Genomic DNA, 26639 nt, shown 5'->3' with positions numbered 1-26639 from the left:
TCACCCCAGCCATCTCGACTCGCCGTCCATTGCCTCGCGATTATGGTCTATACCACGCAAGTGGACTAGACCTCTTACAGGTAATCGGGCCACACTGTTCCCGTGAGACATGTCATCGCCCTCGACGTGGGCGGCACCGGGATGAAGGCCGCCCTGGTAGGGGCCGGCACGGCGACGGCCGGGGGCACACCCCCCGGGAGCCCCGTGCTGCTGCACCAGGCCCGCCGGTCCACCGGACGCGAACGCGGCCCCGAGGCGGTCGTCGAGGGCATCCTCGACTTCGCCGCCGACCTGCGCGCGTACGGCGAGCGGCACCTCGGCGAGCCCGCGGCCGCCGCCGGCGTCGCCGTCCCCGGCATCGTCGACGAGGCGCGCGGCATCGCCGTCTACGCCGCCAACCTGGGCTGGACCGACGTACCCCTGCGCGACCTGCTCGCCGACCGGCTCGGCGGCATCCCGGTCGCCCTCGGCCACGACGTGCGCACCGGAGGGCTGGCGGAGGGCCGGATCGGCGCGGGGCAGGGAGCCGACCGCTTCCTCTTCGTGCCCCTCGGCACCGGGATCGCGGGCGCCATCGGCATCGACGGCCGGGTGGAGGCGGGCGCGCACGGCTTCGCGGGCGAGATCGGCCACATCGTCGTACGGCCCGGGGGCACGCCGTGTCCGTGCGGGCAACGGGGGTGTCTGGAGCGGTTCGCGTCCGCGGCGGCGGTGAGCGAGGCATGGGCGGCGGCCTGCGGGGACCCGCAGGCGGACGCGGCCGACTGCGCGAAGGCCGTCGCGTCCGGGGACCCGAACGCCGTACGAGTGTGGCAGGACGCCGTCGACGCCCTCGCCGACGGCCTGGTCACCGCGCTCACCCTGCTGGATCCGCGCACACTCATCGTCGGTGGCGGGCTCGCCGAGGCGGGGGAGACGTTGTTCACACCGCTGCGGGACGCCGTGCGGCGGCGCGTGACCTTCCAGAAGCTGCCGGCCATCGTCCCCGCGGCCCTGGGGGACTCCGCGGGATGCCTCGGTGCGGGTCTCCTCGCCTGGGATCTCCTCGAAACGCCGTCTCCTGCCGCGCCTGCGGCAACCGACCGTCCTACGACCCCTGACCCCTCGGAGGTAACCACCTGATGGCTCCTAGCTTGGTACTCGCCGGTGCTCGGGTGGTGCTGCCCACGGGGATCGTGGACGGCGGCCGCGTGATCGTCGAGGGCACGCGGATCGCCGGGAGCGCCCCCGAGGACGCCGAGGTCGTCGACGTACGGGGCCACTGGCTGGTCCCGGGCTTCGTCGACATCCACAACCACGGCGGCGGCGGCGCGTCCTTCACCTCCGGGACGGTCGACGAGGTCCTGAACGGCGTCCGCACCCACCGCCGGCACGGCACGACCACCCTGGTGGCGTCGACCGTCACGGTCGACATGGACTTCCTGGCCCAGCGGGCGGGCCTGCTCTCCGAGCTGGCCGAGCAGGGCGAGATCGCCGGCATCCACTTCGAGGGGCCGTTCATCTCACCGTGCCGCAAGGGCGCGCACTCCGAGGAGCTGCTGCGCGACCCGGATCCGGCGGAGGTGCGCAAGCTGATCGACGCGGCGCGCGGCAAGGCGAAGATGGTGACCCTGGCGACCGAACTGCCGGGCGGCATCGACTCCGTACGGCTGCTCGCGGAGCAGGGGGTGATCGCGGCGATCGGGCACACGGACGCGACGTACGAGCAGACGGTGGAGGCCATCGAGGCGGGCGCGACCGTCGCGACCCACCTCTACAACGCGATGCCCACGCTCGGCCACCGCTCCCCCGGCCCGATCGCCGCCCTCCTCGAGGACGAGCGCGTCACGGTCGAGCTCATCAACGACGGCACGCATCTCCACCCGGCCTCCCTGAAGCTGGCGTTCCATCACGCGGGCGCCGACCGTGTGGCGTTCATCACGGACGCGATGGACGCGGCCGGCATCGGCGACGGGCGGTACATGCTCGGCCCGCTGGAGGTGGACGTGACGGAGGGCGTGGCGCGTCTCGTCGAAGGCGGCTCGATCGCGGGCTCCACCCTGACCCTGGACCGCGCGTTCAAGCGGGCGGTGACGCTCGACGGGCTGCCGGTGGAGGACGTGGTGGCCGCGCTCTCCGCCAGCCCGGCCCGCGTACTCGGCCTGTACGACCGGATCGGCTCCCTCGACCCCGGCAAGGACGCCGACCTGGTCCTCCTTGACGCCGGCTTCGACCTCAAGGGTGTGATGCGCCGCGGCGAGTGGGTGGTCGATCCCCAACTGGGCTGAGACGTCCCGCACTCGGAGAGACGGTGGCCGGCTGCAGGCCCTAGGCCAACCACCGTCTCTTTGGCATGATCGAGCCTCCGGAAACCACACGGCAGAAAGCGCATTTCGGGGGAGGTCGGCCCGGGTGATCCTGACGGTCACGCTGAACACCGCTCTCGACATCACCTATCGGGTACGGGCACTTCGGCCGCACGCGTCCCACCGGGTCTCCGACGTGACGGAACGGCCCGGTGGCAAGGGGCTGAACGTGGCCCGCGTGCTGGCCGCGCTCGGGCACGAGGTGACGGTCACCGGCTTCGTGGGCGGCGCCACCGGGCGCGTCGTCCAGGAGCGACTCACCGGCATCCCCGGGGTGGTGGACGCGCTCGTCCCCGTCGCCGGTGCGACCCGGCGCACGATCGCCGTCGTCGACGAGCTCACCGGAGACACGACCCAGCTGAACGAGCCGGGGCCGGTCATAGCGCCCCTCGAGTGGTCCGCCTTCCAGGAGGCGTACGAGGATCTGGTCGCGTCCGCGTCCGCGGTGGCCCTGTGCGGCAGCCTGCCGCCGGGGGTGCCGGTCGGGGCGTACGCGGGGCTCGTCCGCACGGCGCGCGCCGCGCAGGTGCCCGTCCTCCTCGACACGAGCGGCGAGCCGCTGCGCCGCGGGGTCGCAGCCCGGCCGGACCTCATCAAGCCCAACGCCGACGAACTCGCCGAACTCACCGGCTCCCACGAGCCGCTTCGCGCCACCCAGGACGCCCGCCGGCGCGGCGCATCGGCCGTCGTCGCCTCGCTGGGCGCCCAGGGCCTCCTCGCGGCGACCGCGGAGGGACGCTGGCGCGCCACCCCGCCCGCCCGCGTCCACGGCAATCCGGCGGGCGCCGGCGACTCGGCGGTCGCGGGCCTGCTGTCCGGCCTGGTCGAGCACCTGCCGTGGCAGGACCGGCTGGCCCGCGCGGCCGCCCTGTCCGCGGCGACGGTCCTGGCCCCCACGGCGGGCGACTTCGACCGGTCGGCGTACGAGGAGCTGGTGGGCCGGATAGCGGTGACCGGGGAGGTCACCGCGGCCTGAGCCCTGTGCCCCCGCTACTTCTCGACCTGCCCCTGCTTCAGCCACAGCTGGTCCAGCAGGACGTTGCAGCTGTCGCCGTCCTGGCAGGAGAGGCTGATCGTGTTGGTGCCCTTGGTGAGGGTGGGCCACGCGAACGTGGTCGTCCAGCCCTTCGCGAAGTCGTCCTTGGCGGCCTTGGCGTAGTTCTTCATGCTCAGCTTGGTGCCGAACGTCTTGCCGTTGATCGTGAGCGTCATCTTCCCGTCCTCACCCGCGGCGCTGTAGTGCGCGAAGAGGGTGTAGGTGCCGTCCTCGGGGATGCCGTTCACGGTCCAGGTGACCGTGGCGCCGGTGGTGTTGAGGCCCGTCACGTAGATGCCGCCGTCGGCCTGGGCGCCCTTGACGTCGGACGCGAGCGTGGCGCCCCCGTCCAGCCGGAGCGCCTTCGCGTCGATCGGCGGCAGCTCCGCCGCGCCGGAGGCGCTGCTGCTCGCCTCGGGCTTGCTCGGCGAGGCGCTCTGCGACGCGGCCGGCGACGAGGCGGCGTCGGAGCCCGCCTTGTCGTTCGAGTCGCCGTTCATCATGGCGACGCCGATGCCGATCACGACCGCGGCGACCACCGCGATCGCGCCGATCAGCAGACCCTTGGTGTTGGGGCCACGGCCACCGCCGCCCCCGCCCTCGCCGTACGCCCGCTGCTGGGTGGTCGGCGCGCCGCCGGGGAACGTCTCGGGTGCGGCGTAGTGCGCGTTCGGCTGGCCGTACGCACCCTGCTGGGGCATGGTCGGCTGGGTCTGGCCGTACTGCGCGGTCGGCTGCTGGCCGGGGGCGGCGCCCTGCCCGTACTGCCGCTCGCCGACCGCCCGCACCCGGCTGACCGAGTTCGGGTAGCCGTAACCACCGGACGGCGGCTGTGCTCCGTTGGCCTGTCCGTCGGCGTAGAGGTAGCCGAACGGGTCGTCGTCCTCCGGCGTGCTCGCGCCGTTGTTGCCGGGCGTCATACCTTCGAACTCCTCAACAGGTGCGGGGCGGATGCGGTACGGGTGTGTGTACGTGTGGCAAAGGGCGAGCCTACCCGCTCCGTCTGCCCCGAACGGGTGACTCACGCCGCATCACCTTGATGACCGCCCTGCTGACCTGCGGTTCACCCCGCACGCCTGTGCTGTTTGGGACGAGATCGTTTCTCGACGTACATCCGTTCGTCAGCTGACTTCAGAACCTCGTCCGCCGTCATGCCGCAGTGGGCCCAGCCGATACCGAAGCTGGCGCCGACGCGCACGGCCCGGCCCTCGGCCCGGATCGGCTGGATGATCTCGTTGCGCAGGCGTACGGCCAGGTCCTGGGCGTCGGCCCGGCCGAGTCCGTCGGCGAGGATCACGAACTCGTCGCCGCCGAGCCTGGCCACGGTGTCGCCGTCGCGCACGCCGCGCGACAGCCGCCGGGCGACCTCGATGAGGACCGCGTCGCCCGCGTTGTGCCCGAACCGGTCGTTGATCGACTTGAAGCCGTCGAGGTCGCAGAAGAGGACCGCGAGCCCCTTGGTGCCGTCGTCCCGGCCGTCCTCCGGGGCGACGGTGTGCACATGGTGGTCGAAGGCGTCGTACGCCGCCGTGGCGGGCCGGAAGTCGAAACCGTGGCCGTTGGCGTCGTAGACCGCCGGGTGGCCGTAGGAGGCGTCCTGCGAGTCGTACGAGTCGAGCGCGGGGTGAGCCGACTGCGCGCGTTGACACAGGCGCGAGGAGAGGCGGGAGCGCAGCTCGGCGGAGTTGGGCAGGCCGGTCAGCGAGTCGTGGGAGGCGCGGTGGGCGAGCTGCAGCTCGCGGCGCTTGCGCTCCTCGATGTCCTCGACGTGGGTGAGCAGGAAGCGGGGGCCGTCGGCGGCGTCGGCGACGACGGAGTTGCGCAGGGACACCCACACATAGCTGCCGTCGCGGCGCCCGAGGCGCAGTTCGGCCCGCCCGCCCTCGGCCGAGGTTCTCAGCAGCGTGCCTATGTCCTCCGGGTGCACGAGGTCGGAGAACGAGTAGCGGCGCATCGCGGAGGCGGGGCGGCCGAGCAGGCGGCACAGGGCGTCGTTGGTGCGCAGGATCCGGCCGTGCTGGTCGCCGCCCATCTCGGCGATGGCCATGCCGGAGGGGGCGTACTCGAACGCCTGCCGGAAGCTTTCCTCGCTGGCGCGAAGGGCCTGCTGCTCGCGTTCGAGGCGGACCAGCGCGCGCTGCATGTTCGCACGTAGACGCGCGTTGCTGATCGCGATGGCTGCCTGGAACGCGTACATCTGGAGCGCCTCGCGCCCCCACGCTCCCGGCAGCCGCCCGTTGCGCGGCCGGTCCACGGACAGCACGCCGATCAGCTCGCCGCACGAACCGCCGGGCACGGAGGGTGTGTACATCGGGGCGAAGAGCCGGTCCGACGGATGCCACTCGTCCTCGAAGCGGGGTGCGGGCCCGTCGGTGTACCACTGCGGGACGTCGTCGTCGTCGAGGACCCAGCCCTCGGTGTGCGGGATGAAGACCAGGTCGCCCCAGTTCTCGCCCATGCCGAGCCGGCGCTCCCACGACTCGCGTGAGCCCACGCGGCCGGTGATCAGGGCCTCGGCGGCCGGATTGCCGGCGAAGGCGGCCACGACGAGGTCACCGTCGGGGCGGACGAGGTTGACGCACGCCAGCTCGTAGCCGAGCGCGGTCACCACGCCGTCCGCCACGGTCTGCAGTGTGTCCGCCAGGCTGCGTGCCGTGTTCATGTCGGCCATGACCTGGTGCAGCTGTCGCAGGGACGCAAGACGGACATAGGGCTCCGACTCGGTCTCCATGCTCGCCCTCCCCCCGAGACTTCGCAGCGAATCAAGGGTTGTCTTCGGCGCTACTTTCGGTGTGATGCCGTTACTACGTCCCCGCCACTGAATCACAGCGCGCTGCCCACTCGGTACACAGGGTCAACAATTCCCGGCCCTTGTGACTCAAGTCACAGGAAAACGTGAACAATTGAGTGGGGTTTCTGCTTTTTTCCTGTGTGTTTACCGAGCGCAAACTTTGTGGGTGTGTGGCCATCATGCACGACCGCCCGCCCGGTCGGTCCGGAGTCGTAGGACCCGGCTCGGGCGGAGGTCCGATGCGGCACACGGAAGGCGGACACTAGCGTTTCGGGCGTGCCGAAGACACCCCCTGCCCCGTCCCCCACGCTCCCCACAACCGTGTCCGGGCATGCTGAGGGCGTGAGCAACGACGAGTTCCGCGCCGCCATGTCGCGGCTGGCCGACGGCGTGGTCCTGGTGACCGCGCAGGAGCCGCCGCTCGACCCGGACGACCCGCGGGCCCCGGCCGGCGAGGACGTCGGCATGACGGCGACGGCCTTCCTGTCCGTGTCCCTGGACCCGCCGCTGGTGCTGGTCAGCCTGCGTGAGGGCTCCCGGATGGACGACCTGCTCGCCGAGCAGCCCCTGTGGGCGGTCTCCGTCCTCTCCGAGCACCAGCGGCAGATCGCCGGCCGCTTCGCGATGAAGGGCCGCATCAGCGACCGGCTGCTCTTCGCCGACCTCCCGTACGTCCGGGGCCGGGTCACCGGGGCCCCGTTGGTGGACGGCGCCCTCGCCACCCTGGAGTGCCGCACCGAGCAGCGGGTGACGGCGGGCGACCACACGCTGGTGATCGGGCGCGTGCTGACCGCGCGGGTGCCGAACGCGGAGGGCGGGCCGCTGGTGTATTTCCGGGGCCGGTACCGGCAGTTGGGATAATTCCTCGTCCGTACGGACTTTCTTCACCGCGCCGCGAGGAAATAGCACCCCGGAATTCGACGCGGCGACAGGTCAACGGTCCGCGCCGACCAGGAACACGCCGCTACGCCCAGTCCCGCCCGGACCGCCCCCGCTTGGTGTCGGAGCGCTGCTTCTTCTCACGGAGCCGGCGTTCGTTGATGCCCCGCGGGATGCGGGTCGGCCGGCGCGGCCTGGGCGGCGGGGCCGTCGCCTCGGCGAGGAGGGCGGCGAGGCGTACCGCGGCGGCCTCGCGGTTGCGCCACTGGGAGCGGTGCTCGGAGGCGCGGACGCTGACGACGCCGTCCACGAGACGGGACGCGAGCCGTTCGAGGGCCCGCTGCTTCCACACCTCGGGCAGCGCCTCGGTCCGCGCGAGGTCGAAGCGCAGCTCGACCTGGGAGTCGCTGGTGTTGACGTGCTGTCCGCCGGGACCCGACGACCGCGAGAAACGCCACATGAGCTCGGCCTCGGGAAGCGAGACGGAGCCACGGATGACGTAAGGACCGGACATGCCGTCCATGGTCGCGCGTCTGTCCGGTCCACGTCACCCGAATATCCGAGGGCGTGTCCCTCCCCCGGAGTCACTTGGTAAAGAGAGTAAAGACACCTGGAACCTTTGATACCTCTCTCGGCGTTCATACGGGTAGCTGTAGCTTCTTGCCGTACCGCAACGAGGGAAGGGACTCCCAACAATGGCTGTAAGCCTGTCCAAGGGTGGCAACGTCTCGCTCACCAAGGAGGCTCCGGGCCTGACCGCCGTCACCGTGGGTCTCGGCTGGGACGTCCGCACCACCACCGGCACGGACTTCGACCTCGACGCCTCCGCGATCGCGGTCAACACCCAGGGCAAGGTCTACTCCGACGCCCACTTCGTCTTCTTCAACAACAAGCAGACCCCGGACAACACGATCGTCCACACCGGCGACAACCGCACCGGTGAGGGCGCGGGCGACGACGAGGCGATCAACGTCAACCTGGCGGCCCTCCCGGCCGACATCGACAAGATCGTCTTCCCGGTCTCGATCTACGACGCCGAGAACCGTTCGCAGAACTTCGGCCAGGTCCGCAACGCCTACATCCGCATCGTCAACCAGGCCGGCGGCGCGGAGATCGCCCGCTACGACCTGTCGGAGGACGCGGCGACGGAGACGGCGATGGTCTTCGGCGAGCTGTACCGCAACGGCGCCGAGTGGAAGTTCCGCGCGGTCGGCCAGGGCTACGCCTCGGGCCTGGTCGGCATCGCCCAGGACTTCGGCGTCAACGTCTGACACACCTGAACCCGAACGCCTTCTGCCCCGCGCCAGGCCCGCCCTGGCACGGGGCAGTTCGGCGTCAGGGGCGGATCCGCCACAGCACACTCCTCCCGGACGGCCCGTACGACAAGGCCGAGCATGCCGCCGACATGCTCGCTGCTGCGCTTCACCATGGACGGGAGTGCGGTCCGCATCACTTACCTGCTCGCTCCCGAGCGGCGGATCGCCGACATCGAGGGCGGCGACGCCGTGCCGCCCCTTCCGCTGCTCACCCGGCTTGCCGAGGCGCTGGACGCGTCGCTGACGATCGACCTGGACGGCGACAGTTCGGTCCTCGCCTTCACCGCCCACGACAATCAGCGACCGGACGACGCAACACCGGGCGGGCATTCCCCGGTCGCCTGAGTCCGGCCCTCGAACGCCTCCGCGGCCTGCCACCTCGGCGCCCGCGGCTAACCTGCGCCCATGATCCTCGCCCCCCTCACCCTCACCCCCGACCACGGCATCCCCGCACCCCTCCTCACCGAACAGGAGCTCGCCGAAGCGCCGGAGCCGATCCGGCCGCCCGATCTGGCCCGGCTCCTCGACGAGTTGGACGAGGCCTGACCACCGTGGAGTGGGCGACCCTCGCCGCGACCGGCCTCGGCGCACTCGTCGGCGTCGGTTCCACCCTGCTCGCCGACCGGATGCGCTGGCGCCGTGACCTCGCGGAGCGGAACAGGCAGGAACGCAAGGCGATATACGTGACCTGCCTGACCAAGTACCGGCAGGCGTACGAGGACATGTACGCGGCCTCGGCCCGGCCCCCGGAGGGAACGGGCCGGGACGCCTCCGTACGTGAGGCCTTCCGCGCCTCCGGCTGCGACGAGGTCCGCGAGTCCGCGCTGATCTGCGCCCCGCGGGAGCTGTCCGACCTGCTCGAGGCCGTCTACGCGACCCTGCGGGAACTGCTGGAGGTGCTGGCCGCGGGCGACCCTCCGCTCGACTCACCCGAGTTCCAGGAGCACCGCCTCCGTCACGGCCGAGCCGTCTGGGCCGCGCGCGCCGCGATGCGCCGCGATCTCGATCTCGACCTCGGCACCGACCGCCGGGTGTGACGAATCGTGCGTCAACTCCGCTGGATTCGATGTGGAGTTGAGCCACCCCACCCCGTCCGTATAACGGATCTCATGTAACGACTTTCGGATACAAACACGTAAAATCTTGACTGCGCTCTGTCAAAAAGGCCGGTCGGAGTGCCACCCTCTCCTCGCTCGCCGCAACTCTGTACCCCACCTGTGCCTCAACCATGAGGCCAGTCCTGCGCCTCGAACCCCGAGGTCAGTGATGAAGGAGATCGAGTGAGACTGCAGTCCCGCGCCACCCGCACCTCCCGCAAGACCACCCTGCGCGCCGCCGCCCTGATCGGCTCCGCGGCGATGGTCGTCCTGGCGATGCAGAACGGGCCCGCCACCGCGGCACCCGAGCAGACGACCGGCGCCACCGCCCTCCCCCTCAGCGCCTCGGCCCGCGCAGCCGCCATCGCGTCGGCCCAGGAGTCCGCCGGCTCCACCGCCCGCGAACTCGGCCTGGGTGCCCAGGAGAAGCTCGTCGTCCGTGATGTGATCAAGGACGCCGACGGCACCGTGCACACCCGCTACGAGCGCACCTACGCCGGTCTGCCCGTCCTCGGCGGCGACCTGGTCACACACGCCCGCAAGAGCGGCTCCCTCAAGGGCGTCAGCAAGGCGACGACCGCCCGGATATCCGTGGCGTCCACCGACGCCGCGATATCCGCCGCCACCGCGAAGAAGACGGCACTGCAGGCCGCAGGCGAGGGCACCTCCGCCACCGCGCGCAAGGTGATCTGGGCCGCCGGCGCCAAGCCCGTCCTCGCCTACGAGTCCGTCGTCAAGGGTCTGCAGCACGACGGCACCCCGAGCGAACTGCACGTCGTCACGGACGCCGGCACCGGCAAGGAGCTCTACTCCTACGAGGCCATCGACACCGGCACGGGCACCGCCCAGTACAGCGGCTCGGTCCCGCTGGGCACCACCGCCTCGGCCTCCGGCGGGTACGACCTGATCGACGGCGGACGCGGCGGCCACAAGACGTACGACCTGAACGGCGGCACCTCCGGCACCGGCACCCTCTTCCACGACGCCGACGACGCCTGGGGCGACGGCACCCCGGCCAACCGCCAGACCGCCGCCGTCGACGCCGCCTACGGCGCCGCCGTCACCTGGGACTTCTACAAGAGCGCGTTCAACCGGAACGGCATCCGCGGCGACGGCCAGGCGGCCTACTCCCGCGTCCACTACGGCAACGCGTACGTCAACGCCTTCTGGTCCGACCAGTGCTTCTGCATGACGTACGGCGACGGCGAGGGCAACCTGAAGCCCCTCACCTCGCTCGACGTGGCCGGCCACGAGATGAGCCACGGGCTGACCGCCGCCACGGCCGGCCTGAAGTACAGCCGGGAGTCCGGCGGCCTGAACGAGGCGACGTCCGACATCTTCGGCACCTCGGTGGAGTTCTTCGCCAACAACTCCGCCGACCCGGGTGACTACCTCATCGGTGAGAAGATCGACATCTTCGGCACCGGCAAGCCGCTGCGCTACATGGACCAGCCCAGCAAGGACGGCAACTCCGCCGACTACTGGTCCCGTTCGGTCGGCCGCCTCGACGTGCACTACTCGTCGGGCGTCGCCAACCACTTCTTCTACCTGCTCAGCGAGGGCAGCGGCGCGAAGACCGTCAACGGGGTCTCCTACAACTCCCCGACCTACGACGGCTCCACGGTCACCGGCATCGGCCGCACCAAGGCCTACCAGATCTGGTACAAGGCCCTGACGACGTACTTCACCTCCTCGACCGACTACGCGGCCGCCCGCACCGGCACCCTGCAGGCGGCGAGCGACCTGTACGGGGCGGGCAGCGCGGAGTACCAGGCGGTGGCGGCCGCCTGGAAGGCCGTGAACGTCAACTGACGCCGCAGGGAGCCGGACCGCCCGTCACGGGTGGTCCGGCTTCCCGTCGCCGTACAGCCAGTCCTCCCAGATCCCGTCGAAGTCCACGTCCGGCGCCTGCTCCTCGACGAACTCGGTGAAGTCGTCGGTGTCGGCGTTGCCGTGCCGGTGGGCGGCCGCCCAGCCCTGGACGATGTCGTAGAAGGTGTCGTCGCCGACGGCCTGGCGGATCTTGTGCAGAACCATCGCGCCGCGCTGGTAGACGGGGTTGCCGGAGATGTGCGCGGCGCTCGTCGGCTCCGCGGGCGGGAAGTCCCAGAGGTCCTCGTAGCTGTCCTCGCCGTGGTCGTAGAGCTCGTCGAAGGTCTTCTGGGCGCTGTCGCCGCCGTTGTCCTCCTGCCACAGCCACTCCGCGTACGTCGCGAAGCTCTCGCTGAGCCACATGTCCCGCCAGGTCTTCGGTGTGACGGAGTTGCCGAACCACTGGTGGGCGATCTCGTGGACGAAGGTCTCGGTGTCCGGGGCGCCGGGGAAGACGGGGCGGTTCTGGGTCTCCAGGGCGTAGCCGGAGTCCTCGGGGCGGTCCACGATCGCGCCGGTGGAGGAGAACGGGTACGGGCCGAAGTTGTACTCCGCCCACTCCATGATCTCGGGCAGCCGGGCGAGAACCCTGCGGCTGTTCTCCGTCTGGGCCGGGTCGACGGCGACGTACGCGGGCAGACCCGTCTCGCCGGCGGTGGAGCGGGTGACCGTGTAGCGGCCGACGGCGAGCGTGGCGACGTAGCTCGCCATGGGTTCGGCGGTGTGCCAGACGAACGTCGTGCGGCCGCCGCTGCTCTTCGCGCTCTTCAACTCCCCGTTGGAGACGGCCTGCAGCCCCTTCGGGACGGTCACCGCGATGTCGTACGACGCCTTGTCGGAGGGGTGGTGGTTTCCGGGGAACCAGGCCATGGAACCGGTCGGCTCGCCGAGGGCCAGCGCGCCGTCGGCGGTGGGCAGCCAGCCCTCCTTCGAGGCGTCGGCGTCGGTGATGGTCTGCGGGTTGCCGGAGTACCGGACGATCACGCGGAAGGTCTCGCCCTTGTCGAGTTCGGCGCGGGGGCGGACGGTCAGCTCCTGGCCGTCGCGGCTGAAGCGGGCTTCCTTGCCCTCGACGCCGACCGATGCGACGTCCAGGCCCTTCAGGTCCAGGTCGAAGGCGGAGAGGTCCTCGGTGGCGCGCGCGGTGAGCGTGGCCGTCCCCGTGAGGCGGTGGGCGCCGCCGGGGTCGTAGGCGAGCTTCAGGTCGTAGTGCGTGACGTCGTACCCGCCGTTGCCCGCCTTCGGGAAGTACGGGTCTCCGACGCCGGAGTCGCCGGACGTGCCGCCGGCGTCGCCGGTACAGGCGGTCAGGGCTACGGCAATGAGGACGGCCGGGACAAGGCGCGGTAAACGGGACACGTCGGAGATCCTATTCGGGGCATGACACCATCACCTCGTGCTCGACATCGGTTACGCCCTCTCCAACCGCTTCCCCGACCCCCCGCAGACCGACTACCGCCGCGCGGACGTCCACGCCCTGCGCCACGATCTGTTCTGCGGTGACGTCTACCTCGCCGACACCAAGGCGGACCGGGAGCTGTCCACAGCCTGGGGATGGGTGCCGGTGCTCGACTTCGCGTGGGCGCTGTGCGACATCGTGGAACGCATCGACCAGGACCCCGCCGGTTCGCGCGCCTCCCGCCCGCAGCGCGCGGAACTGGACTTCACCGAGTCCACCGACCGCATGCTGTTCGAGCGCCGCTTCGGGTGGGTGGACATCGAGTCGGACTGGATGCCGGCGGAGGAGCCCCCGCTCACCTTCTCTCACGCCGAACTCCGCCGGGAGGCCCGGGACTTCCTGAACGACCTGATCGCCGATCTGGTCGACCTGCACGAGGACCTGGGCGAGAACCCGGCGATCTGGACGCTGCAGGCACGCTTCCCACGCGTGGCATGAACACCCGGCCGGAAGCCGGCCGTGGCGGCGCCGCCGCGCTCACCCCTCCACTCTGATCCCCATCTCCGCCGCCAGCGCCGGCGCAAGATCCAGCAGCTGCCCCGCGCTGATCACCGCCCCGGCCAGCCGGTCCACCCCCTGCGCGATCTCCAGCGAAGCGGCCCCGCGCAGATCCACGTCCGTCAGGGTCGCCGCGCTCAGATCCGCCCCCTTGAGGACGCAGTCCACGAACTCCACCCGCTCCAGACGGGCGCCCCCGAAGTCCGGCTCGACCAGGACACAGCTCTCGAAGACGACATCCCTGACCTTCGCCCCGCGCAGATTCAGGTAGTCGATCTTGCCGCCGCGGACCAGCACCCGCTCCAGGACGGCGCCGTGCAGCTGCACCCCGCCCAGGCGGGCGTCGACCAGCTCGACGTCACGCAGCGTCGACTCGGCGAGGTCCGTGCCGACACCCCGTATGCCGGTGAGGACCGAGTCGAGGATCCGCGCGTGGTGCAGCCGCGTCTCGTCCAGCGCACACTCCGTCAGCGCGCAGTCCATGAAGCGGGCACCCCCGCCGTCCTGCCCGGCGAAGTCCTCCTCCCGGAACTCCAGCCCGTCATAGTCCCCGTCCGGCTCCAGCTCGCCTCCCCCGAACCGCTCCAGCGCCGGCAGCCGCACCTCCGGCCGCCGCGCCCCCTTCACTCCGCCCCCACCGGTCCCGCCCGACGCTCTCCTCGCCATGCCCCCATGCTGCACCCCGCCACTGACAATCGGCGTGACCTGCGAAGACGTCCCCGCTGTCACATTCCGGGACCCCAAACGGTCCTACTCACAGGAAGGCGACCCCAACCGGAGGGAGACCCCCAGCCATGCACCGCATCACCGTCATCGGCGGCGGCTTCGCCGGCCTCACCGCGGCGATCACCGCGGCCGAGGCGGGCGCCAAGGTCACCGTGCACGAAGCCCACCACACCCTCGGGGGCCGGGCCCGGACCGCCGAAGGCCCCTACCGGACGAACGAGGGCCCGCACGCCCTCTACAACGGCGGCCCGCACTGGACCTGGCTCGCACAGCGCGACCTCATCGGCCCGCTCGCCCCGCTGCCACCCCTGGAGGCGGCCCGGCTCAGGCTCCGCCACAAGGGCGTCCTGCGCCGCACGCCGCCCTTCGCGATGCTCAAGCTGCTGCGCCGTACCGCACAGCAGGCACCCGTCGACGTCGACTTCATGACCTGGGCCACGCGGCAGGCCGGCGAGGAAGCCGCCCGCGCCGCCGCCCACTACTCCGCCGTCGCCCTCTTCCACCACGACCCCGGCGTCCTGTCCGCCGCGTTCGTGCAGGAGCGGCTGCGCCGCGCCACCAAGCTCCCGCCGGAGGCGCACTACCCCCGCGGCGGCTGGGCGAGCGTCATCGACCGGATGGCCGCACGCGCGTGGAACCTCGGCGTGCGCATGGAGACCCTGTCCCGTGTCGACACGCTCCCGACCGACACCCCCGTGATCGTCGCCACCTCCCTCGACGCCGCCCGCCGCCTCCTCGACGACGACTCCCTCACCTGGACCAGCGGCCGCACGGCGCTCATCGACCTCGCCCTGCGGACACGGCGCGGGGACGCCTTCGCCGTCTCCGACCTGGACTCCCCCGGCTGGCTCGAACGGTTCACCGCGCAGGACCGCACCCTCGCACCCGCGGGCGAACAGCTCATCCAGGGGCAGATCCCGATCGCCCCGCACGAGTCCCGCGCCGACGGCATCGCCCGCGCCGAACAACTCCTCGACCTCGCCTTCGACGGCTGGCGCGACCGCGTCACCTGGCGGCGCGAATCCACCGCCAACGGCCGCACCGGCGCCGTCGACCTGCCCGGCACCAGCTGGCGCGACCGCCCGGCCGTCGACCGCGGCGACGGCGTCTACCTCGCGGGCGACCAGGTGGCGGCACCCGGCGTCCTCTCCGAGGTGTCCTTCAACAGCGCGCTCACCGCGGTGTCCCTGGCGCTCGGCCGGCACACGCTTGACCTCAAGCATGCTTGAGGTTGAAGGGTGGGGTTTCACGACGGACATCGAACCGCACGGACACCAGACCGTACGGACATCGAACTGGGGGACCACCATGCACGCCATCCGCCTGCACGCCTTCGGCCCGGCCGAGAACCTGACCTACGAACAGGTCGACGACCCCTTGCCCGGCCCCGGCCAGGTCCGTATCGCCGTCGCCGCGGCCGGCGTCCACCTCCTGGACACCGCCCTGCGCGAAGGCCTGCAGGGACCCCTGCCCGAACCGCCGGCCCTGCCCACCATCCCCGGCCGCGAGGTCGCCGGAGTCGTCGAATCCCTCGGCGAGGGCGTCGCCGACCTGTGGCTCGGCAAGCGCGTCGTCGCCCACCTCGGCTTCGCCCCCGGCGGCTACGCCGAACTGGCCGTCACCGAGGTCGAACGCGTCCACGAGATCCCGGCGAACCTCGACCCCGCCCAGGCCGTCGCCATGATCGGCACAGGCCGTACGGCGATGGGGATCCTGCAGTTCACCGAGCTCGGCCCGGACTCCGTGGCCGTGATCCCGGCGGCCGCGGGCGGCATCGGCACCCTCCTCGTGCAGTACGCCAAACACGCCGGCGCCACCGTCATCGGTCTCGCCGGCGGCCCCGACAAGACAGCCCGCGTCCAGGCCAACGGCGCCGACCTCGCCATCGACTACAACGACCCCTCCTGGCCCGGCAAGATCCGCGCCTACCTCGGCGGACGCCGGGCCACCGTCGTCTTCGACGGCGTCGGCGGCGACGTCGCCCGCGAGGCCGTCGCCCTCCTCGGACCGGGCGGGCAGCACCTCGTGTTCGGCTGGTCGGCGGAAGGCATCCGCGACGGCAGCGGCTACCTCGTCGAGGGCCTCTCCGAACAGGTCCTGGGCCCCGTGATGCTGCAGAAGGCGGGCGGCCCCAACGCCGTACGCACCCTCGAACTGCGCGCCCTCGCCGAGGCCGCCGCGGGCCGCCTCACCCCGGCCGTGCAGCGCTTCCCGCTCGCCGAGGCGGCCGCCGCACACCGGGCCCTGGAGACCCGCGGGACGACGGGAAAGGTGGTGCTGGAGCCATGACCGGAAAGGCGATCCCGAAGATGCGATACGCCCTGTTTCATGGTCTTCTGACCACGTGACCGTCACCCGGACAGGTGAAACCTCCACCGGCGCCGATCCCCGCCGCTGGTGGGGCCTGGTGATCATCGCGCTCGCCCAGCTCATGGTCGTACTCGACGCGACGATCGTGAACATCGCGCTCCCCTCCGCACAGCGCGATCTGGGCATGTCCGACGGCAACCGCCAGTGGGTCATCACCGCCTACACCCTGGCCTTCGGCGGCCTCCTCCTGCTCGGCGGCCGCATCGCCGACCTGGTCGGCCGCAAACGCACGTTCGTCATCGGGCTCATCGGCTTCGCCGCCGCCTCCGCACTCGGCGGCGCCGCCGTCACCCCCGGCATGCTCTTCGGCGCCCGCGCCCTCCAGGGCGCCTTCGCCGCCCTACTGGCCCCCTCCGCACTCAGCCTGCTCACCACGACCTTCACCGACCCCAAGGAACGCGGAAAGGCCTTCGGCATCTACGGCGCCCTCGCCGGCAGCGGCGCCGCGATCGGCTTCATCCTCGGCGGCCTCATCACCGAATACCTGGGCTGGCGCTGGTGCCTCTACGTCAACGTCCCCATCGCGATCGTCGCCGTCTTCGGCGCGCTCGCCCTGCTCCACGCGCGCCCCGGCCACCCCGGCGCCCGCCTGGACGTACCCGGCGTACTCCTCGGCTGCGGCGGACTCGTCGCCATCGTCTACGGCTTCAGCGAGGCCGAACCCCGCGGCTGGACCGACGGGCTCGTGCTCACCCTGTTCGCGGTGGGCATCGCCCTCCTCACGGCCTTCGTGTGGTGGCAGACCAGGGCACCCGTCCCCCTGCTCCCCCTGCACGTCATCAAGGACCGCAACCGCGCCGGCTGCTTCCTGACCATGGCGCTCGCCATCGTCGGCATGTTCGGCCTGTTCCTGTTCATGACCTACTACCTGCAGGTCATCCTCCGGTACTCGCCCGTCAAGACAGGCCTGGCCTTCCTGCCGCTGACCGCCTCGATCATCACCGGCTCAACCCAGATCTCGGCCCGGCTGCTGCCCCGCGTCGGACCCCGCATGCTGATGGTCCCCGGCATGATCCTCGCCGCGAGCGGCATGCTGATCCTCACCCGGATGAGAGTGGACTCCTCCTACGCCACCGAGATCCTGCCCGCCCTGATCCTGATGGGCCTCGGCATGGGCCTGACCTTCATGCCCGTGTTCTCCACCGCGACCGCCGGAGTCGCACCCCAGGACTCCGGCGTCACCTCCGCGACCCTGAACACCTCACAGCAGGTCGGCGGCTCCATCGGCACCGCACTTCTCAACACGATCGCCACCACCAGCAGCACCACCTACATCACCGCACACCTGACCGCCGACCCAGCCCGCAACGCGCAGATCACGGCGGAAGGCACCGTGCACGGCTACACCGTCGCCATCTGGTGGGCGGCCGGCATCATGCTGCTGGCAGGCCTCATCGCAGGCCTCATGGTGACGTCGAAACCGCCACGCGGAGCCCCGGCGGACGAGCCGCTTCCGGAAACGGTGGCCTGAGCACGGCCCGCACTTCGTCCCTCAGTGACGACCGGCCACCCGGTCCGCCAGCCGGGCTCTGAGAGCGGCCAGTGTCTCCTTCGGATTCCATGCCTCCCCACGCCCCCGGGTCAATGGATGACAGGCAAACCCGATCAACAGCGACACGAAATGACCGAAGTCCGTGAACGTCCGCCCCACAACCAGCGGAACCCCGTAGACGAGCAGCACCCCCGCCAGATACCAGAACCGCCACGGCCGCGCGATGCGATACACCAGCACCCCCACCACCCCCGCGAGCGCATAACTCACCCCGATGTCCTGCGTGCCCGCCGTCGAAGCCGGAGCCCTCCCGTCCCACATCGCAAGGAGTACGGCACTCTCACTGATCAGCGTCGCCAGCACATGCGCGGTCACACACACCACCAGCCAGCGCAACGTCCCCAGCCAACGCTCCGCCTGCGCGTGGAACACGCTGTACAGAAAGACGTACGGCAGCCAGATCCCGCCGTCGATCAGCAACGCACTCGCGAACAGAACCCGCACCGGGTTCTCCGACAACCCCTCGATGTTCGTCGACCGCTCCCGCAGGAACTCCCTCTCGAACTCCGGCGACATGTGATGCACCGCAACCGTGGTGACGAACAGCATCGCCAGCCAGACATACGTACCGGGGGCGCTGCGGACGTACCTCACCACCATGCCCGGGTGCCGGTTGATTCGCATGAGGCGATTCACGCACGCAAGTATGGTCCGGTATGTGATCGACATCCCGGCCGAGTTGGCGGCGTCACAGGAGAAGTACAACGGCGAGGCGGGGCGATCCTTCGTCGCCGGGCTCCCGGAACTGACGGCGGACTTGCTGAACCGCTGGGAACTGCGCCTGGACGGGACCCCCATGCACGGCGTCACCGCCCTGGTCGTGCCCGTCACCCGCGCCGACGGCACCCCGGCCGTCCTCAAGCTCCAGCTCCTCGACGACGAGAGCGCGGGCGAGCCGGTCGCGCTGCGCGTGTGGGACGGCGACGGAGCGGTACGGCTGCTGGCGCACGAAGAGGCGACGGGAACCATGCTCCTCGAACGCCTCGACCCGACCCGGATGCTGTCCGGGATGGCGGACACCCATGAGGCCGTCCTGATCACCGCCCGCCTGCTCGCCCACCTGACGTCCACACCGGCACCCGCCGGGATGCGACGGCTCGGCGACATCGCCCGGGCCATGCTCGAACAGACCCCCCGGGCGCTGGAGCACATCCCGGACCCCGAGGCCCGCCGCCTGATCGCCGACTGCGCCGCCGCCGTACGCGAAGTCGTTGCGGAGCCGGGCGACCGCCTCCTCCACTGGGACCTCCACTACGACAACGTCCTCGCCTCCCGTCGCTCCCCCTGGCTCGCCATCGACCCCAAACCCCTCGCCGGCGACCCGGGCTTCGACCTGCTCCCCGCCATCCGGAACCGCTTCGACGCCGACGACATCCTCTGGCGCTTCGACGCGATGACCGGCGTCCTGGGCCTGGACCGGGCACGGGCGAGGGCCTGGTCCCTGGGCCGGGTCCTGCAGAACTGCCTGTGGGACATCGAGGACGGCCGCCCGCTCCAGGACGAACAACTGGAAATCGCACGAAAGCTGCGCGGCGCTAACCTCACCGCATGATCCGCACCGCGACCCCCGACGACATCCCCGTCATCCACACCCTGATCCGCGAACTCGCGGAGTACGAGAAAGCCCCGCAGGAAGCCAAGGCGACGGAGGAGCAACTCCACGCGGCACTGTTCGGGGAGCACCCCGCCGCCCACGCCCACATCGCGGCCGACGACACCACCGGCGAGCCCGTCGGCTTCGCACTGTGGTTCCTCAACTTCTCCACCTGGCGCGGCGTACACGGCATCTACCTCGAGGACCTCTACGTCCGCCCCGAAGCCCGAGGCGGCGGCCACGGCAAAGCCCTGCTCACGACGCTCGCCCGCATCTGCGTGGAGCGCGGCTACGAACGCCTGGAGTGGTCGGTCCTGAACTGGAACCGCCCCGCGATCGACTTCTACGAATCCCTCGGCGCCCGCCCCCAGGACGAATGGACCGTGTACCGGCTCACCGACGAAGCACTTGCGGCACTTGTTTGAATCCTTGACCCAGGGACAACACGTATGTGCTGAGCCGGCCGGAGAGGGCGCGGGCGGCCTGGGGGTATGAGGAAGCCCGGGTCAGATCGGTTCTGACCCGGGCTGGCAGAGCCCCCTGTCGGATTCGAACCGACGACCTGCTGTTTACAAGACAGCTGCTCTGGGCCGGACTGAGCTAAGGAGGCGTCGCGTACTACAACGCCGTACGCGAAGGCGGATCCACTGTACACAGCCCTGGTTTCCCCAAGCCACGAAGTTCTGCACTCCACGCGATCCCAAAACTGTGCGTAACCATCCGCGCACCCGTTCGTTGATCGGTCTGACGTGCTGTTCCGAAGATCGGATCGTCGGGGAGGGGTTCATGGGGAAGGCGACGGAGAAACCGAAGCCGACAGCGGTGAAGGGCGAGGAGGCCGAGCGCATCAAGCGCGAGGTTCTCGGCATCGGCGACCGCCGCAAGCACCACGACCGCAAGGCGACTCAACTGAAGTCCCATGCCAAGACGCCCGACACCCACCACCGCCTTTACCGGTTCCGCTTCTATCCGACGGAGGCGCAGGCCGAGCAGTTGGAGCGGACGTTCGGTGCCTGTCGGTGGGTCTACAACGAGGGGCTGGCGCTGCGGTCCGGGGCTTGGAAGCAGCACCGGGTGAATGTGGGGTTCGCGGAGACGTGCCGAGCCCTGACGGGCTGGAAGCAGGCTGAGGAGACGACATGGCTGAGGGATGTGTCATCGACCGTCCTCCAGCAGTCGCTGCGGCATCTCGACCAGGCGTACGGGCGGTTCTTCAAGGGGGAGGCGGAGTATCCGAAGCGGAAGAAGAAGGGGCGGTCGCGGGATACGGCGACCTACGTGCGTACAGGCTTCAGGTGGGTCCAGGATCCGGAGCGGCCGGGTACGGGGCTGATCACGCTTGCCAAGCAGTCTCAGCCGCTGGACATCCGGTGGTCGAGGGCACTGCCTGCCGGGATGGTTCCGGTGCGGTTGTCGGTGAGGCGGGATCGAGCCGGCCGTCACTTCCTGTCGACCCTCGTGGAGGAGCGGATGGCACCGCTGCCACCTGTCTTCGAGCCTGGGTCGCGGGCTCCGAAAGCCGTCGGGCTTGATCTGGGTCTGGCCTCGCTCGTCACCCTGGACGACGGCACGAAGCTTGATCATCCGCGGCTGCTGAAGCGGTACGCGGAGAAGCTGGCGTGGTTGCAGCGGGAGTTGCACAAGAAGGTGAAGGGGTCGAAGAACCGGAACAAGGTCAGACAGAAGATCGCGCGCCTCTACGCGCTGATCAGTGACGTCCGCAGGGACGCGCTGGACCAGTTCACCACCCACCTCGTGCGCGAGAACCAAGTGCTCGTGGTGGAGGACCTGTCCGTCGTGACTCTGCTGCGCGCGGCGCGCGGCAAGGGGAAGCGGCGCAAGGCGAAGCTGAACCAGTCCATCCTGGACGCCGCGTGGGGTGAGCTGCTGCGCCAGCTGCGCTACAAGTGCGAGTGGTACGGCCGGACGCTTGTGGTCGTCGGCCGCTTCTTCCCCTCGACCCGACGGTGCTCGGCCTGTCACGCCGTGGGGCCAAAGATGGACGTCTCGGTCCGGGAATGGACGTGCGCCGAGTGTGGCGTGCTCCATGACCGGGATGTGAATGCGGCCGCTAACCTCCGGGATGAAGGCATGCGCTTGCTGGCTGCATAGGACCAGCCGATGCGGTACGGACCGACGGGCCGTCGGCCGGAATGCCTGTGGAGCCCGCGTAAGACCGGTCGGGCACAGCTCAGCAGGGCTGTGCGTGGTCGGCGGTGGGCGATGAAGCAGGAAGCTCGAGGCAAGGCCAAAAGTGCGTTGCTCTGCCCCGTCGAAAATTTCCGCGAAGTTCACAACCCCGGGGGTACTGACAGATCAGGCAAACGCCAGGTACCGTCCAGAGCCAGTCCGCTCTCACGTGGACTACACCACGGCGGAACGTTCCGTCGTTGCACACCACCTTCCTACAACGGATCGTCCGGCACGTTCCTGCCGGTAGAAGGGGGCCCATTCACCATGGCCACTGTCTCGTTCGACAAGGCGACCCGGATCTACCCGGGTTCCACCAAGCCCGCCGTTGACGCACTCGACATCGAGATCGAGGACGGAGAGTTCCTCGTTCTGGTCGGCCCGTCCGGCTGCGGCAAGTCCACCTCGCTCCGGATGCTCGCGGGGCTCGAGGACGTGAACGCCGGCGCCATCCGCATCGGTGACCGCGACGTCACGCACCTGCCGCCGAAGGACCGGGACATCGCCATGGTGTTCCAGAACTACGCGCTCTACCCGCACATGTCCGTCGCCGACAACATGGGCTTCGCGCTCAAGATCGCCGGCGTCAACAAGGCGGAGATCCGGCAGAAGGTCGAGGAGGCCGCGAAGATCCTCGACCTGACCGAGTACCTGGACCGCAAGCCGAAGGCGCTCTCCGGTGGTCAGCGTCAGCGTGTCGCCATGGGCCGCGCCATCGTGCGTGAGCCGCAGGTGTTCCTCATGGACGAGCCGCTGTCCAACCTGGACGCGAAGCTCCGTGTGTCAACCCGTACGCAGATCGCGTCGCTGCAGCGCCGTCTCGGCATCACCACCGTCTACGTCACCCACGACCAGGTCGAGGCCATGACGATGGGCGACCGTGTGGCGGTCCTCAAGGACGGTCTGCTCCAGCAGATCGACACCCCGCGCAACATGTACGACAAGCCCGCCAACCTCTTCGTGGCCGGCTTCATCGGCTCCCCGGCGATGAACCTCGTCGAGGTCCCGATCACCGACGGCGGCGTGAAGTTCGGTAACAGCGTCGTCCCGGTCCAGCGCGAGGCGCTCGCCGGCACTACCGACAAGACGGTCACCGTCGGTGTCCGCCCCGAGCACTTCGACGTGGCCGGCGCGGACTCGGACCAGGGCCTCGCGGTCACCGTGAACGTGGTCGAGGAGCTGGGCGCCGACGCGTACGTCTACGGCACCGCCAAGGTCGGCGACGGCTCCAAGGACCTGGTCGTCCGCGTGAGCGGCCGTGACGTCCCGGAGAAGGGCAGCTCGCTGCACGTCGTCCCGCGCGCCGGCGAGACCCACGTGTTCTCGACCTCCACGGGCGAGCGTCTCTCCGACTGATCCGAAACACCCGATCCGGGTAATTCACCCAGGTTGACGAAGAAGGCCCCGCGACCAGCCGCGGGGCCTTTTTCCTTGTCGACAAATACCCCGGCAGACCGGTCATTTCGAGCAGTGTGCGTCAACCCACTACCCGGAAATCGGCATTTCTCCATCCCCCGAACCGGTGACTCAATGTCGCCAAATCATCACCCCGCGCTACCCTCACACGCGTGAAGCACTCCGTGAAGCACTCCACCACTCAACAGCCGCGAGGCGGCCGGGGCCCAGTCCGCCGGATCGGCCGCTCACTCGCCCTCGTCCTGCCCGTCGTCCTGGTGCTCTCCGGGACCCTCGCGGTCACCCGCGTCAACTGGTCGGGGAACCCCTCGGACTCGGTGCTCACCGCCTCCGACGTCTCCGCGGCCGGCCGCACCTCGCACACCGTCTCCCGCGCCCCTCAGGACGTGCTGCGCGACCAGCTCCTGACCGAGCTGCAGGAGAAGGACCCGGGCGTGGCGCTGACGCACCTCCAGGAGGCGGTCGACGAGCGCCCGTCGCTGGCGAAGCACTGTGCGTCCCTGGCCCGTGCGCTGGGCAAGGCCGCGGTGCGCGTGTACGGCCCCTCGCGCGCCCAGTCGTACTCCCGCCCGGTCTGCGACACGGCCTTCGCGTCCGGGGTGGCGGGCGCGCTCGGCTGAGCACGCCGGAAGAAACGGCTGACGGGACGCCGCGTACAGTTCGGGCATGACCCATCCGCACGCCGCGTCCCGCCCCACGCAAGCCGTCATCCTGGCCGGGGGCCAGGGTTCCCGGCTGCGCCCGTACACCGACGACCGGCCCAAGCCGATGGTCGAGATCCCCGGCACGGGGACTCCGATCATCGGCCATCAGCTTGTCTGGCTCGCCGAGGAGGGCGTGACGGACGTGGTCGTCTCCTGCGGCCACCTCGCCGAGGTCCTGCAGAAGTGGCTGCAGACGGCCGAACTGCCCGTGCGTGTCACGACTGTGGTCGAGACGGAGCCCCTGGGCCGTGGCGGCGGCCTCAAGTACGCCGCCGCCCGTCTGCCCCACCCGGACCGGCCCTGGTACGCCACCAACGGCGACATCTGGACCCGCTTCTCGCTGCGCGACATGGCGGACTTCCACACCGAGCGCGACGCGGTCGCGACCCTTGCGTTGGCGCGTCCGCGCATTCCGTGGGGGGCGGTGAAGACGGACGGGTTCGGGCACATCACGGACTTCATCGAGGCGCCGCCCACGACATACGAGATCAATGCGGGCGTCTACGTCTTCTCGCCGGAGTTCGCCGGGTTGCTTCCGGAGCGGGGGGACCATGAGCGGACGACGTTTCCGCATCTGGCTCGGGAGCGGCGGCTGGCCGGGTTTCCGATCCCGCAGGGGGCGTACTGGCGGGCGATCGATACGGCGAAGGATTTGACGGAGGCGGCGAAGGAGCTGGCGGCGCTGGGGCGTTGAGAGCTCGGTAGGACAGGCCGTCGTACGGCTGCGGCCCGTCGGTGGCTGGCCGCGCCCACGCGCCGGAGCCGCGTATGTCACAGCCCCGCGCCCCTTACCGGGGTGGTCATCGCCCATACGTCGAAGGGGTCCCGCACGAACAACGTGCGGGACCCCTTCGACGTATGGGCCAGGAGGTTCAGCCGGTGGGCTCGCCCAAGATGTCGCCCACCGGCCGATCTACCCCAACAGGCCGCCCACCAGGCCCGGCTGGCCGGAGGAGGAGCCTCCGCCGCCGGAGCCGCCGCTCGTGCCGCCGCTGCTCGAGCTGCCGCCGGAGCTGGGTCCGGAACTGGTGCTCGGTGCCTGGTCGGCCGGGGAGGAGTGCTGGGGCGGGGCCTGGCCGGCGGTGCCCTGCGTCTGGCTGGGCGAGCCGCCGGTGACGCTGTCGCGGGTGGCGCCCGGGGTGGTCTCGGCGCCGGAGGGGCTGGAACCGGCGCTCGCGCCCTGGGTGGGTGAGGTCGACGTTCCCGGGGTCTGGTGCCGTTTGCCGGTGTCCTCCGGGAGCGGCGAGCCGGGGAGTTCGTTGCGCGGGGCCTCGCCGGGGCCAGGGACGACCACGCGGTCGGCGTCCCGGACGGCGCCCCCGAGCATCGAGCCGACGAGGAGGGTGAGGCCGGTGACGATGGTGGTGACGAGGGCGCCGCGGCGCAGGACGTAGGAGCGCAGCTCCCAGATGTCGGAGCGCGGGCCGAGCCGTCGCCAGGCGCTTGCGGCGAGGCGGCCGTCGATCGAGTAGACGGGGGCGCCGGCGATGACGAGGGGGGACCAGGCGGCGAGGAAGATGATGTCGGGGGCGTCGTAGACGGGGAGGGTCTTCCAGCTGACGGTGACGATGAGCGCGGCGGACAGGAGCGCCCCGCCCACGGCCGCGACCCGCTGCCAGCATCCGAGGACCGTGAGGACGCCGACGATGACCTGGAGGAAGGCGATGACGAGCCCGGAGCCGACGGGATGGTGGAGGGCGAACTGGCGCAGTGGTTCGGCGACTTCCCAGGGGTGGAGGGTGTTGAGCCACTTGACCATGGAGCCGCGTTTGCCGCCGTCGAAGTAGACGGGGTCGCAGAGTTTGCCCATGCCGGCGTAGATGGAGATGAAGCCGAGGAAAATGCGGAGCGGGAGGAGGACCACGCCGAGGTTCATGCGGCGGCCGGGGTAGTAGGCGTGCCGGGCGGGGTCGTCGCCGTGGCGCCTGCTGCGCCGGCCGGTGCCGGTGCAGGGCTCGCCTGTCTCCTCGTAGTCCTCGAAGTCGGGGTCGGCGTAGGCGCGTTCGTCGTAGTCGCGGCGGTCGTAGTCCCGGCCGCCGTAGTCGCGTCCGCCGTATGCGTCGCGTCCGCCGTATGTGCGTCCGTCGTAGTCGAGTCCGCCGTACGAGCGTCCGTCGCCGTAAGCAGGATCGCCGTGAGCAGGATCGCCGTAAGCGGGCTCGCTGTAGGCGAGTTCGTCGTAGGCGGGCTCGTCGTAGGCGCTGCCGACGGTGCGCATGTGGGGCAGGAGCCGGTGGCCGGTGGGGTCGTCGTGGGTGCGCTGGGCGCCGACGACGGGTGTTTCGACGGTCTGGTCCAGGTCGTCGTAGCCGCCGCCCATGCCGAAGCGGGGGATGACCTGGGTGGCTCCGGCGTCGGCGAGGGGCTGGTCGACGTGGCCGACGGTGCCGGCCCGCACGGCTTGGAGCAGTCGGTGGGCGCCGGTGTCGTCGGGGGCGGACCTGCCGCTCCAGACGACGGGCCGGCGGCGTGTGCCCGTGGCCGCCGCCGCTCTCCCCGGCGCGTCGGCGAAGGGCATGCGCGCACCGTTCTCGGCGGCGTTGGAGTACCGGGCGATCCGCGGGGACTGGGCGCGCCGCGTCGACGCGCCCAACTGCACGCGGAAACTCGCGTGATTGACGATGACCTGCGCCGGATCGCTCGGCACCTTCACCATGCTCAGCGCGGGAGCGTCGTCGAATCCCGACGAGCGGTCCCCCGTGGGCGTGCGGGGTGTTCTGGTGTCCACACTCATCTAACCGAGTGACGTGTCCTTAGGACACTGCTGTGACTCGCCGGATGTGTCCGGACCGCG

The 26639-nt window shown here is 70.5% G+C and carries 26 protein-coding genes and 1 tRNA gene; 19 read left to right on the top strand and 8 right to left on the bottom strand.

Annotated elements, in window-relative coordinates; translation table 11 throughout:
• The first annotated feature begins 102 nt into the window (after nucleotides 1-102).
• The 3 genes from ABZO29_RS24270 (at nucleotide 103) to ABZO29_RS24260 (ending at nucleotide 3321) form a co-directional block, all read left to right on the top strand.
• A complete protein-coding gene (locus ABZO29_RS24270) occupies nucleotides 103-1122 on the top strand; it encodes an ROK family protein (protein ID WP_367322274.1) in 1020 nt (339 codons plus the stop codon).
• Nucleotides 1122-2267 carry an N-acetylglucosamine-6-phosphate deacetylase gene (gene nagA / locus ABZO29_RS24265; protein ID WP_367322273.1) on the top strand — a complete coding sequence of 382 codons (1146 nt, stop codon included), beginning with the start codon at nucleotides 1122-1124 and terminating at the stop codon, nucleotides 2265-2267. Before ABZO29_RS24270 ends, nagA begins: the two co-directional genes overlap by 1 nt.
• A 124-nt stretch (nucleotides 2268-2391) precedes the next feature.
• On the top strand, nucleotides 2392-3321 hold the full coding sequence (locus ABZO29_RS24260; protein ID WP_367322272.1) for a 1-phosphofructokinase family hexose kinase: 930 nt from the start codon (nucleotides 2392-2394) through the stop codon (nucleotides 3319-3321).
• Nucleotides 3322-3335: 14 nt separating this feature from the next.
• Here ABZO29_RS24260 and ABZO29_RS24255 read toward each other — a convergent pair whose 3' ends face one another.
• Complete coding sequence (locus ABZO29_RS24255) at nucleotides 3336-4301, bottom strand: carbohydrate-binding protein (RefSeq protein ID WP_367322271.1); 966 nt, start codon at nucleotides 4299-4301, stop codon at nucleotides 3336-3338.
• A 143-nt stretch (nucleotides 4302-4444) separates the two neighbouring features.
• Entirely contained in the window at nucleotides 4445-6112 is a 1668-nt protein-coding gene (gene cdgB / locus ABZO29_RS24250; protein WP_367322270.1) for a diguanylate cyclase CdgB, read from the bottom strand.
• Between the two features lie 402 nt (nucleotides 6113-6514).
• Between cdgB and ABZO29_RS24245 the strand changes: the two genes are divergently transcribed.
• Nucleotides 6515-7033, top strand: a complete 519-nt coding sequence (locus tag ABZO29_RS24245; protein ID WP_367322269.1) for a flavin reductase family protein — start codon at nucleotides 6515-6517, stop codon at nucleotides 7031-7033.
• 103 nt (nucleotides 7034-7136) lie between these two features.
• Here ABZO29_RS24245 and arfB read toward each other — a convergent pair whose 3' ends face one another.
• Nucleotides 7137-7574, bottom strand: coding sequence for an alternative ribosome rescue aminoacyl-tRNA hydrolase ArfB (gene arfB / locus ABZO29_RS24240; protein ID WP_367322268.1), 438 nt, complete (start codon nucleotides 7572-7574; stop codon nucleotides 7137-7139).
• A gap of 172 nt (nucleotides 7575-7746) precedes the next feature.
• On the opposite strand from arfB, the gene ABZO29_RS24235 reads away from it, so the two are divergent.
• The 5 genes from ABZO29_RS24235 (at nucleotide 7747) to ABZO29_RS24215 (ending at nucleotide 11276) form a co-directional block, all read left to right on the top strand.
• Nucleotides 7747-8322, top strand: coding sequence for a TerD family protein (locus ABZO29_RS24235; RefSeq protein ID WP_030829245.1), 576 nt, complete (start codon nucleotides 7747-7749; stop codon nucleotides 8320-8322).
• A 123-nt stretch (nucleotides 8323-8445) separates the two neighbouring features.
• Complete coding sequence (locus tag ABZO29_RS24230) at nucleotides 8446-8712, top strand: hypothetical protein (protein WP_367322267.1); 267 nt, start codon at nucleotides 8446-8448, stop codon at nucleotides 8710-8712.
• 60 nt (nucleotides 8713-8772) lie between these two features.
• Nucleotides 8773-8913 (top strand): hypothetical protein, encoded by a 141-nt coding sequence (locus ABZO29_RS24225; protein WP_367322266.1) that lies wholly within the window; start codon nucleotides 8773-8775, stop codon nucleotides 8911-8913.
• 5 nt (nucleotides 8914-8918) lie between these two features.
• Nucleotides 8919-9404 carry a hypothetical protein gene (locus ABZO29_RS24220; protein ID WP_367322265.1) on the top strand — a complete coding sequence of 162 codons (486 nt, stop codon included), beginning with the start codon at nucleotides 8919-8921 and terminating at the stop codon, nucleotides 9402-9404.
• Between the two features lie 321 nt (nucleotides 9405-9725).
• The gene (locus ABZO29_RS24215) at nucleotides 9726-11276 is read left to right on the top strand and encodes a M4 family metallopeptidase (RefSeq protein WP_367326226.1); all 1551 of its coding nucleotides are present in this window, start codon (nucleotides 9726-9728) and stop codon (nucleotides 11274-11276) included.
• Between the two features lie 24 nt (nucleotides 11277-11300).
• Here ABZO29_RS24215 and ABZO29_RS24210 read toward each other — a convergent pair whose 3' ends face one another.
• Nucleotides 11301-12695, bottom strand: coding sequence for a M1 family metallopeptidase (locus ABZO29_RS24210; protein WP_367322264.1), 1395 nt, complete (start codon nucleotides 12693-12695; stop codon nucleotides 11301-11303).
• A 37-nt stretch (nucleotides 12696-12732) separates the two neighbouring features.
• Between ABZO29_RS24210 and ABZO29_RS24205 the strand changes: the two genes are divergently transcribed.
• On the top strand, nucleotides 12733-13233 hold the full coding sequence (locus tag ABZO29_RS24205) for a hypothetical protein (protein ID WP_367322263.1): 501 nt from the start codon (nucleotides 12733-12735) through the stop codon (nucleotides 13231-13233).
• Nucleotides 13234-13272: 39 nt separating this feature from the next.
• Here the strand turns inward: ABZO29_RS24205 and ABZO29_RS24200 are convergent, their stop codons facing one another.
• Nucleotides 13273-13959 (bottom strand): pentapeptide repeat-containing protein, encoded by a 687-nt coding sequence (locus ABZO29_RS24200; RefSeq protein WP_367322262.1) that lies wholly within the window; start codon nucleotides 13957-13959, stop codon nucleotides 13273-13275.
• A 128-nt stretch (nucleotides 13960-14087) separates the two neighbouring features.
• Here ABZO29_RS24200 and ABZO29_RS24195 point away from each other — a divergent pair, with 128 nt between their 5' ends.
• The 3 genes from ABZO29_RS24195 to ABZO29_RS24185 all read left to right on the top strand — a co-directional run bounded on the left by ABZO29_RS24195 (nucleotide 14088) and on the right by ABZO29_RS24185 (nucleotide 17860).
• Nucleotides 14088-15248: an FAD-dependent oxidoreductase gene (locus tag ABZO29_RS24195; RefSeq protein ID WP_367322261.1), complete on the top strand. Its 1161-nt coding sequence runs from the start codon at nucleotides 14088-14090 to the stop codon at nucleotides 15246-15248.
• Nucleotides 15249-15327: 79 nt separating this feature from the next.
• Nucleotides 15328-16308 (top strand): zinc-binding dehydrogenase, encoded by a 981-nt coding sequence (locus ABZO29_RS24190; protein WP_367322260.1) that lies wholly within the window; start codon nucleotides 15328-15330, stop codon nucleotides 16306-16308.
• 55 nt (nucleotides 16309-16363) lie between these two features.
• Nucleotides 16364-17860, top strand: coding sequence for an MFS transporter (locus ABZO29_RS24185; protein ID WP_367322259.1), 1497 nt, complete (start codon nucleotides 16364-16366; stop codon nucleotides 17858-17860).
• A 21-nt stretch (nucleotides 17861-17881) separates the two neighbouring features.
• Here ABZO29_RS24185 and ABZO29_RS24180 read toward each other — a convergent pair whose 3' ends face one another.
• Nucleotides 17882-18565 (bottom strand): rhomboid-like protein, encoded by a 684-nt coding sequence (locus ABZO29_RS24180; RefSeq protein ID WP_367326225.1) that lies wholly within the window; start codon nucleotides 18563-18565, stop codon nucleotides 17882-17884.
• Nucleotides 18566-18599: 34 nt separating this feature from the next.
• Between ABZO29_RS24180 and ABZO29_RS24175 the strand changes: the two genes are divergently transcribed.
• On the top strand, nucleotides 18600-19493 hold the full coding sequence (locus ABZO29_RS24175; RefSeq protein ID WP_367322258.1) for an aminoglycoside phosphotransferase family protein: 894 nt from the start codon (nucleotides 18600-18602) through the stop codon (nucleotides 19491-19493).
• Nucleotides 19490-19960, top strand: a complete 471-nt coding sequence (locus ABZO29_RS24170) for an N-acetyltransferase family protein (RefSeq protein WP_367322257.1) — start codon at nucleotides 19490-19492, stop codon at nucleotides 19958-19960. Before ABZO29_RS24175 ends, ABZO29_RS24170 begins: the two co-directional genes overlap by 4 nt.
• A 109-nt stretch (nucleotides 19961-20069) precedes the next feature.
• On the opposite strand, the gene ABZO29_RS24165 is transcribed toward ABZO29_RS24170, so the two are convergent.
• Nucleotides 20070-20145, bottom strand: a tRNA-Thr gene (locus tag ABZO29_RS24165).
• Nucleotides 20146-20321: 176 nt separating this feature from the next.
• On the opposite strand from ABZO29_RS24165, the gene ABZO29_RS24160 reads away from it, so the two are divergent.
• The 4 genes from ABZO29_RS24160 (at nucleotide 20322) to ABZO29_RS24145 (ending at nucleotide 24539) form a co-directional block, all read left to right on the top strand.
• The gene (locus tag ABZO29_RS24160; protein ID WP_367326224.1) at nucleotides 20322-21647 is read left to right on the top strand and encodes an RNA-guided endonuclease InsQ/TnpB family protein; all 1326 of its coding nucleotides are present in this window, start codon (nucleotides 20322-20324) and stop codon (nucleotides 21645-21647) included.
• Between the two features lie 345 nt (nucleotides 21648-21992).
• Entirely contained in the window at nucleotides 21993-23081 is a 1089-nt protein-coding gene (locus tag ABZO29_RS24155; protein WP_367322256.1) for an ABC transporter ATP-binding protein, read from the top strand.
• 224 nt (nucleotides 23082-23305) lie between these two features.
• Nucleotides 23306-23761: a hypothetical protein gene (locus ABZO29_RS24150; protein WP_367326222.1), complete on the top strand. Its 456-nt coding sequence runs from the start codon at nucleotides 23306-23308 to the stop codon at nucleotides 23759-23761.
• Nucleotides 23762-23807: 46 nt separating this feature from the next.
• Complete coding sequence (locus ABZO29_RS24145) at nucleotides 23808-24539, top strand: NDP-sugar synthase (RefSeq protein WP_367322255.1); 732 nt, start codon at nucleotides 23808-23810, stop codon at nucleotides 24537-24539.
• A gap of 219 nt (nucleotides 24540-24758) precedes the next feature.
• On the opposite strand, the gene ABZO29_RS24140 is transcribed toward ABZO29_RS24145, so the two are convergent.
• Nucleotides 24759-26573, bottom strand: coding sequence for a DoxX family protein (locus ABZO29_RS24140; protein ID WP_367326221.1), 1815 nt, complete (start codon nucleotides 26571-26573; stop codon nucleotides 24759-24761).
• Nucleotides 26574-26639: the final 66 nt, after the last annotated feature.

It is taken from the genome of Streptomyces sp. HUAS ZL42 (genome assembly GCF_040782645.1).
GTDB lineage: Bacteria > Actinomycetota > Actinomycetes > Streptomycetales > Streptomycetaceae > Streptomyces.
The sequence above is the reverse complement of the archived record's forward strand: the minus strand, read 5'-3'. Positions and strand labels throughout refer to the sequence as shown.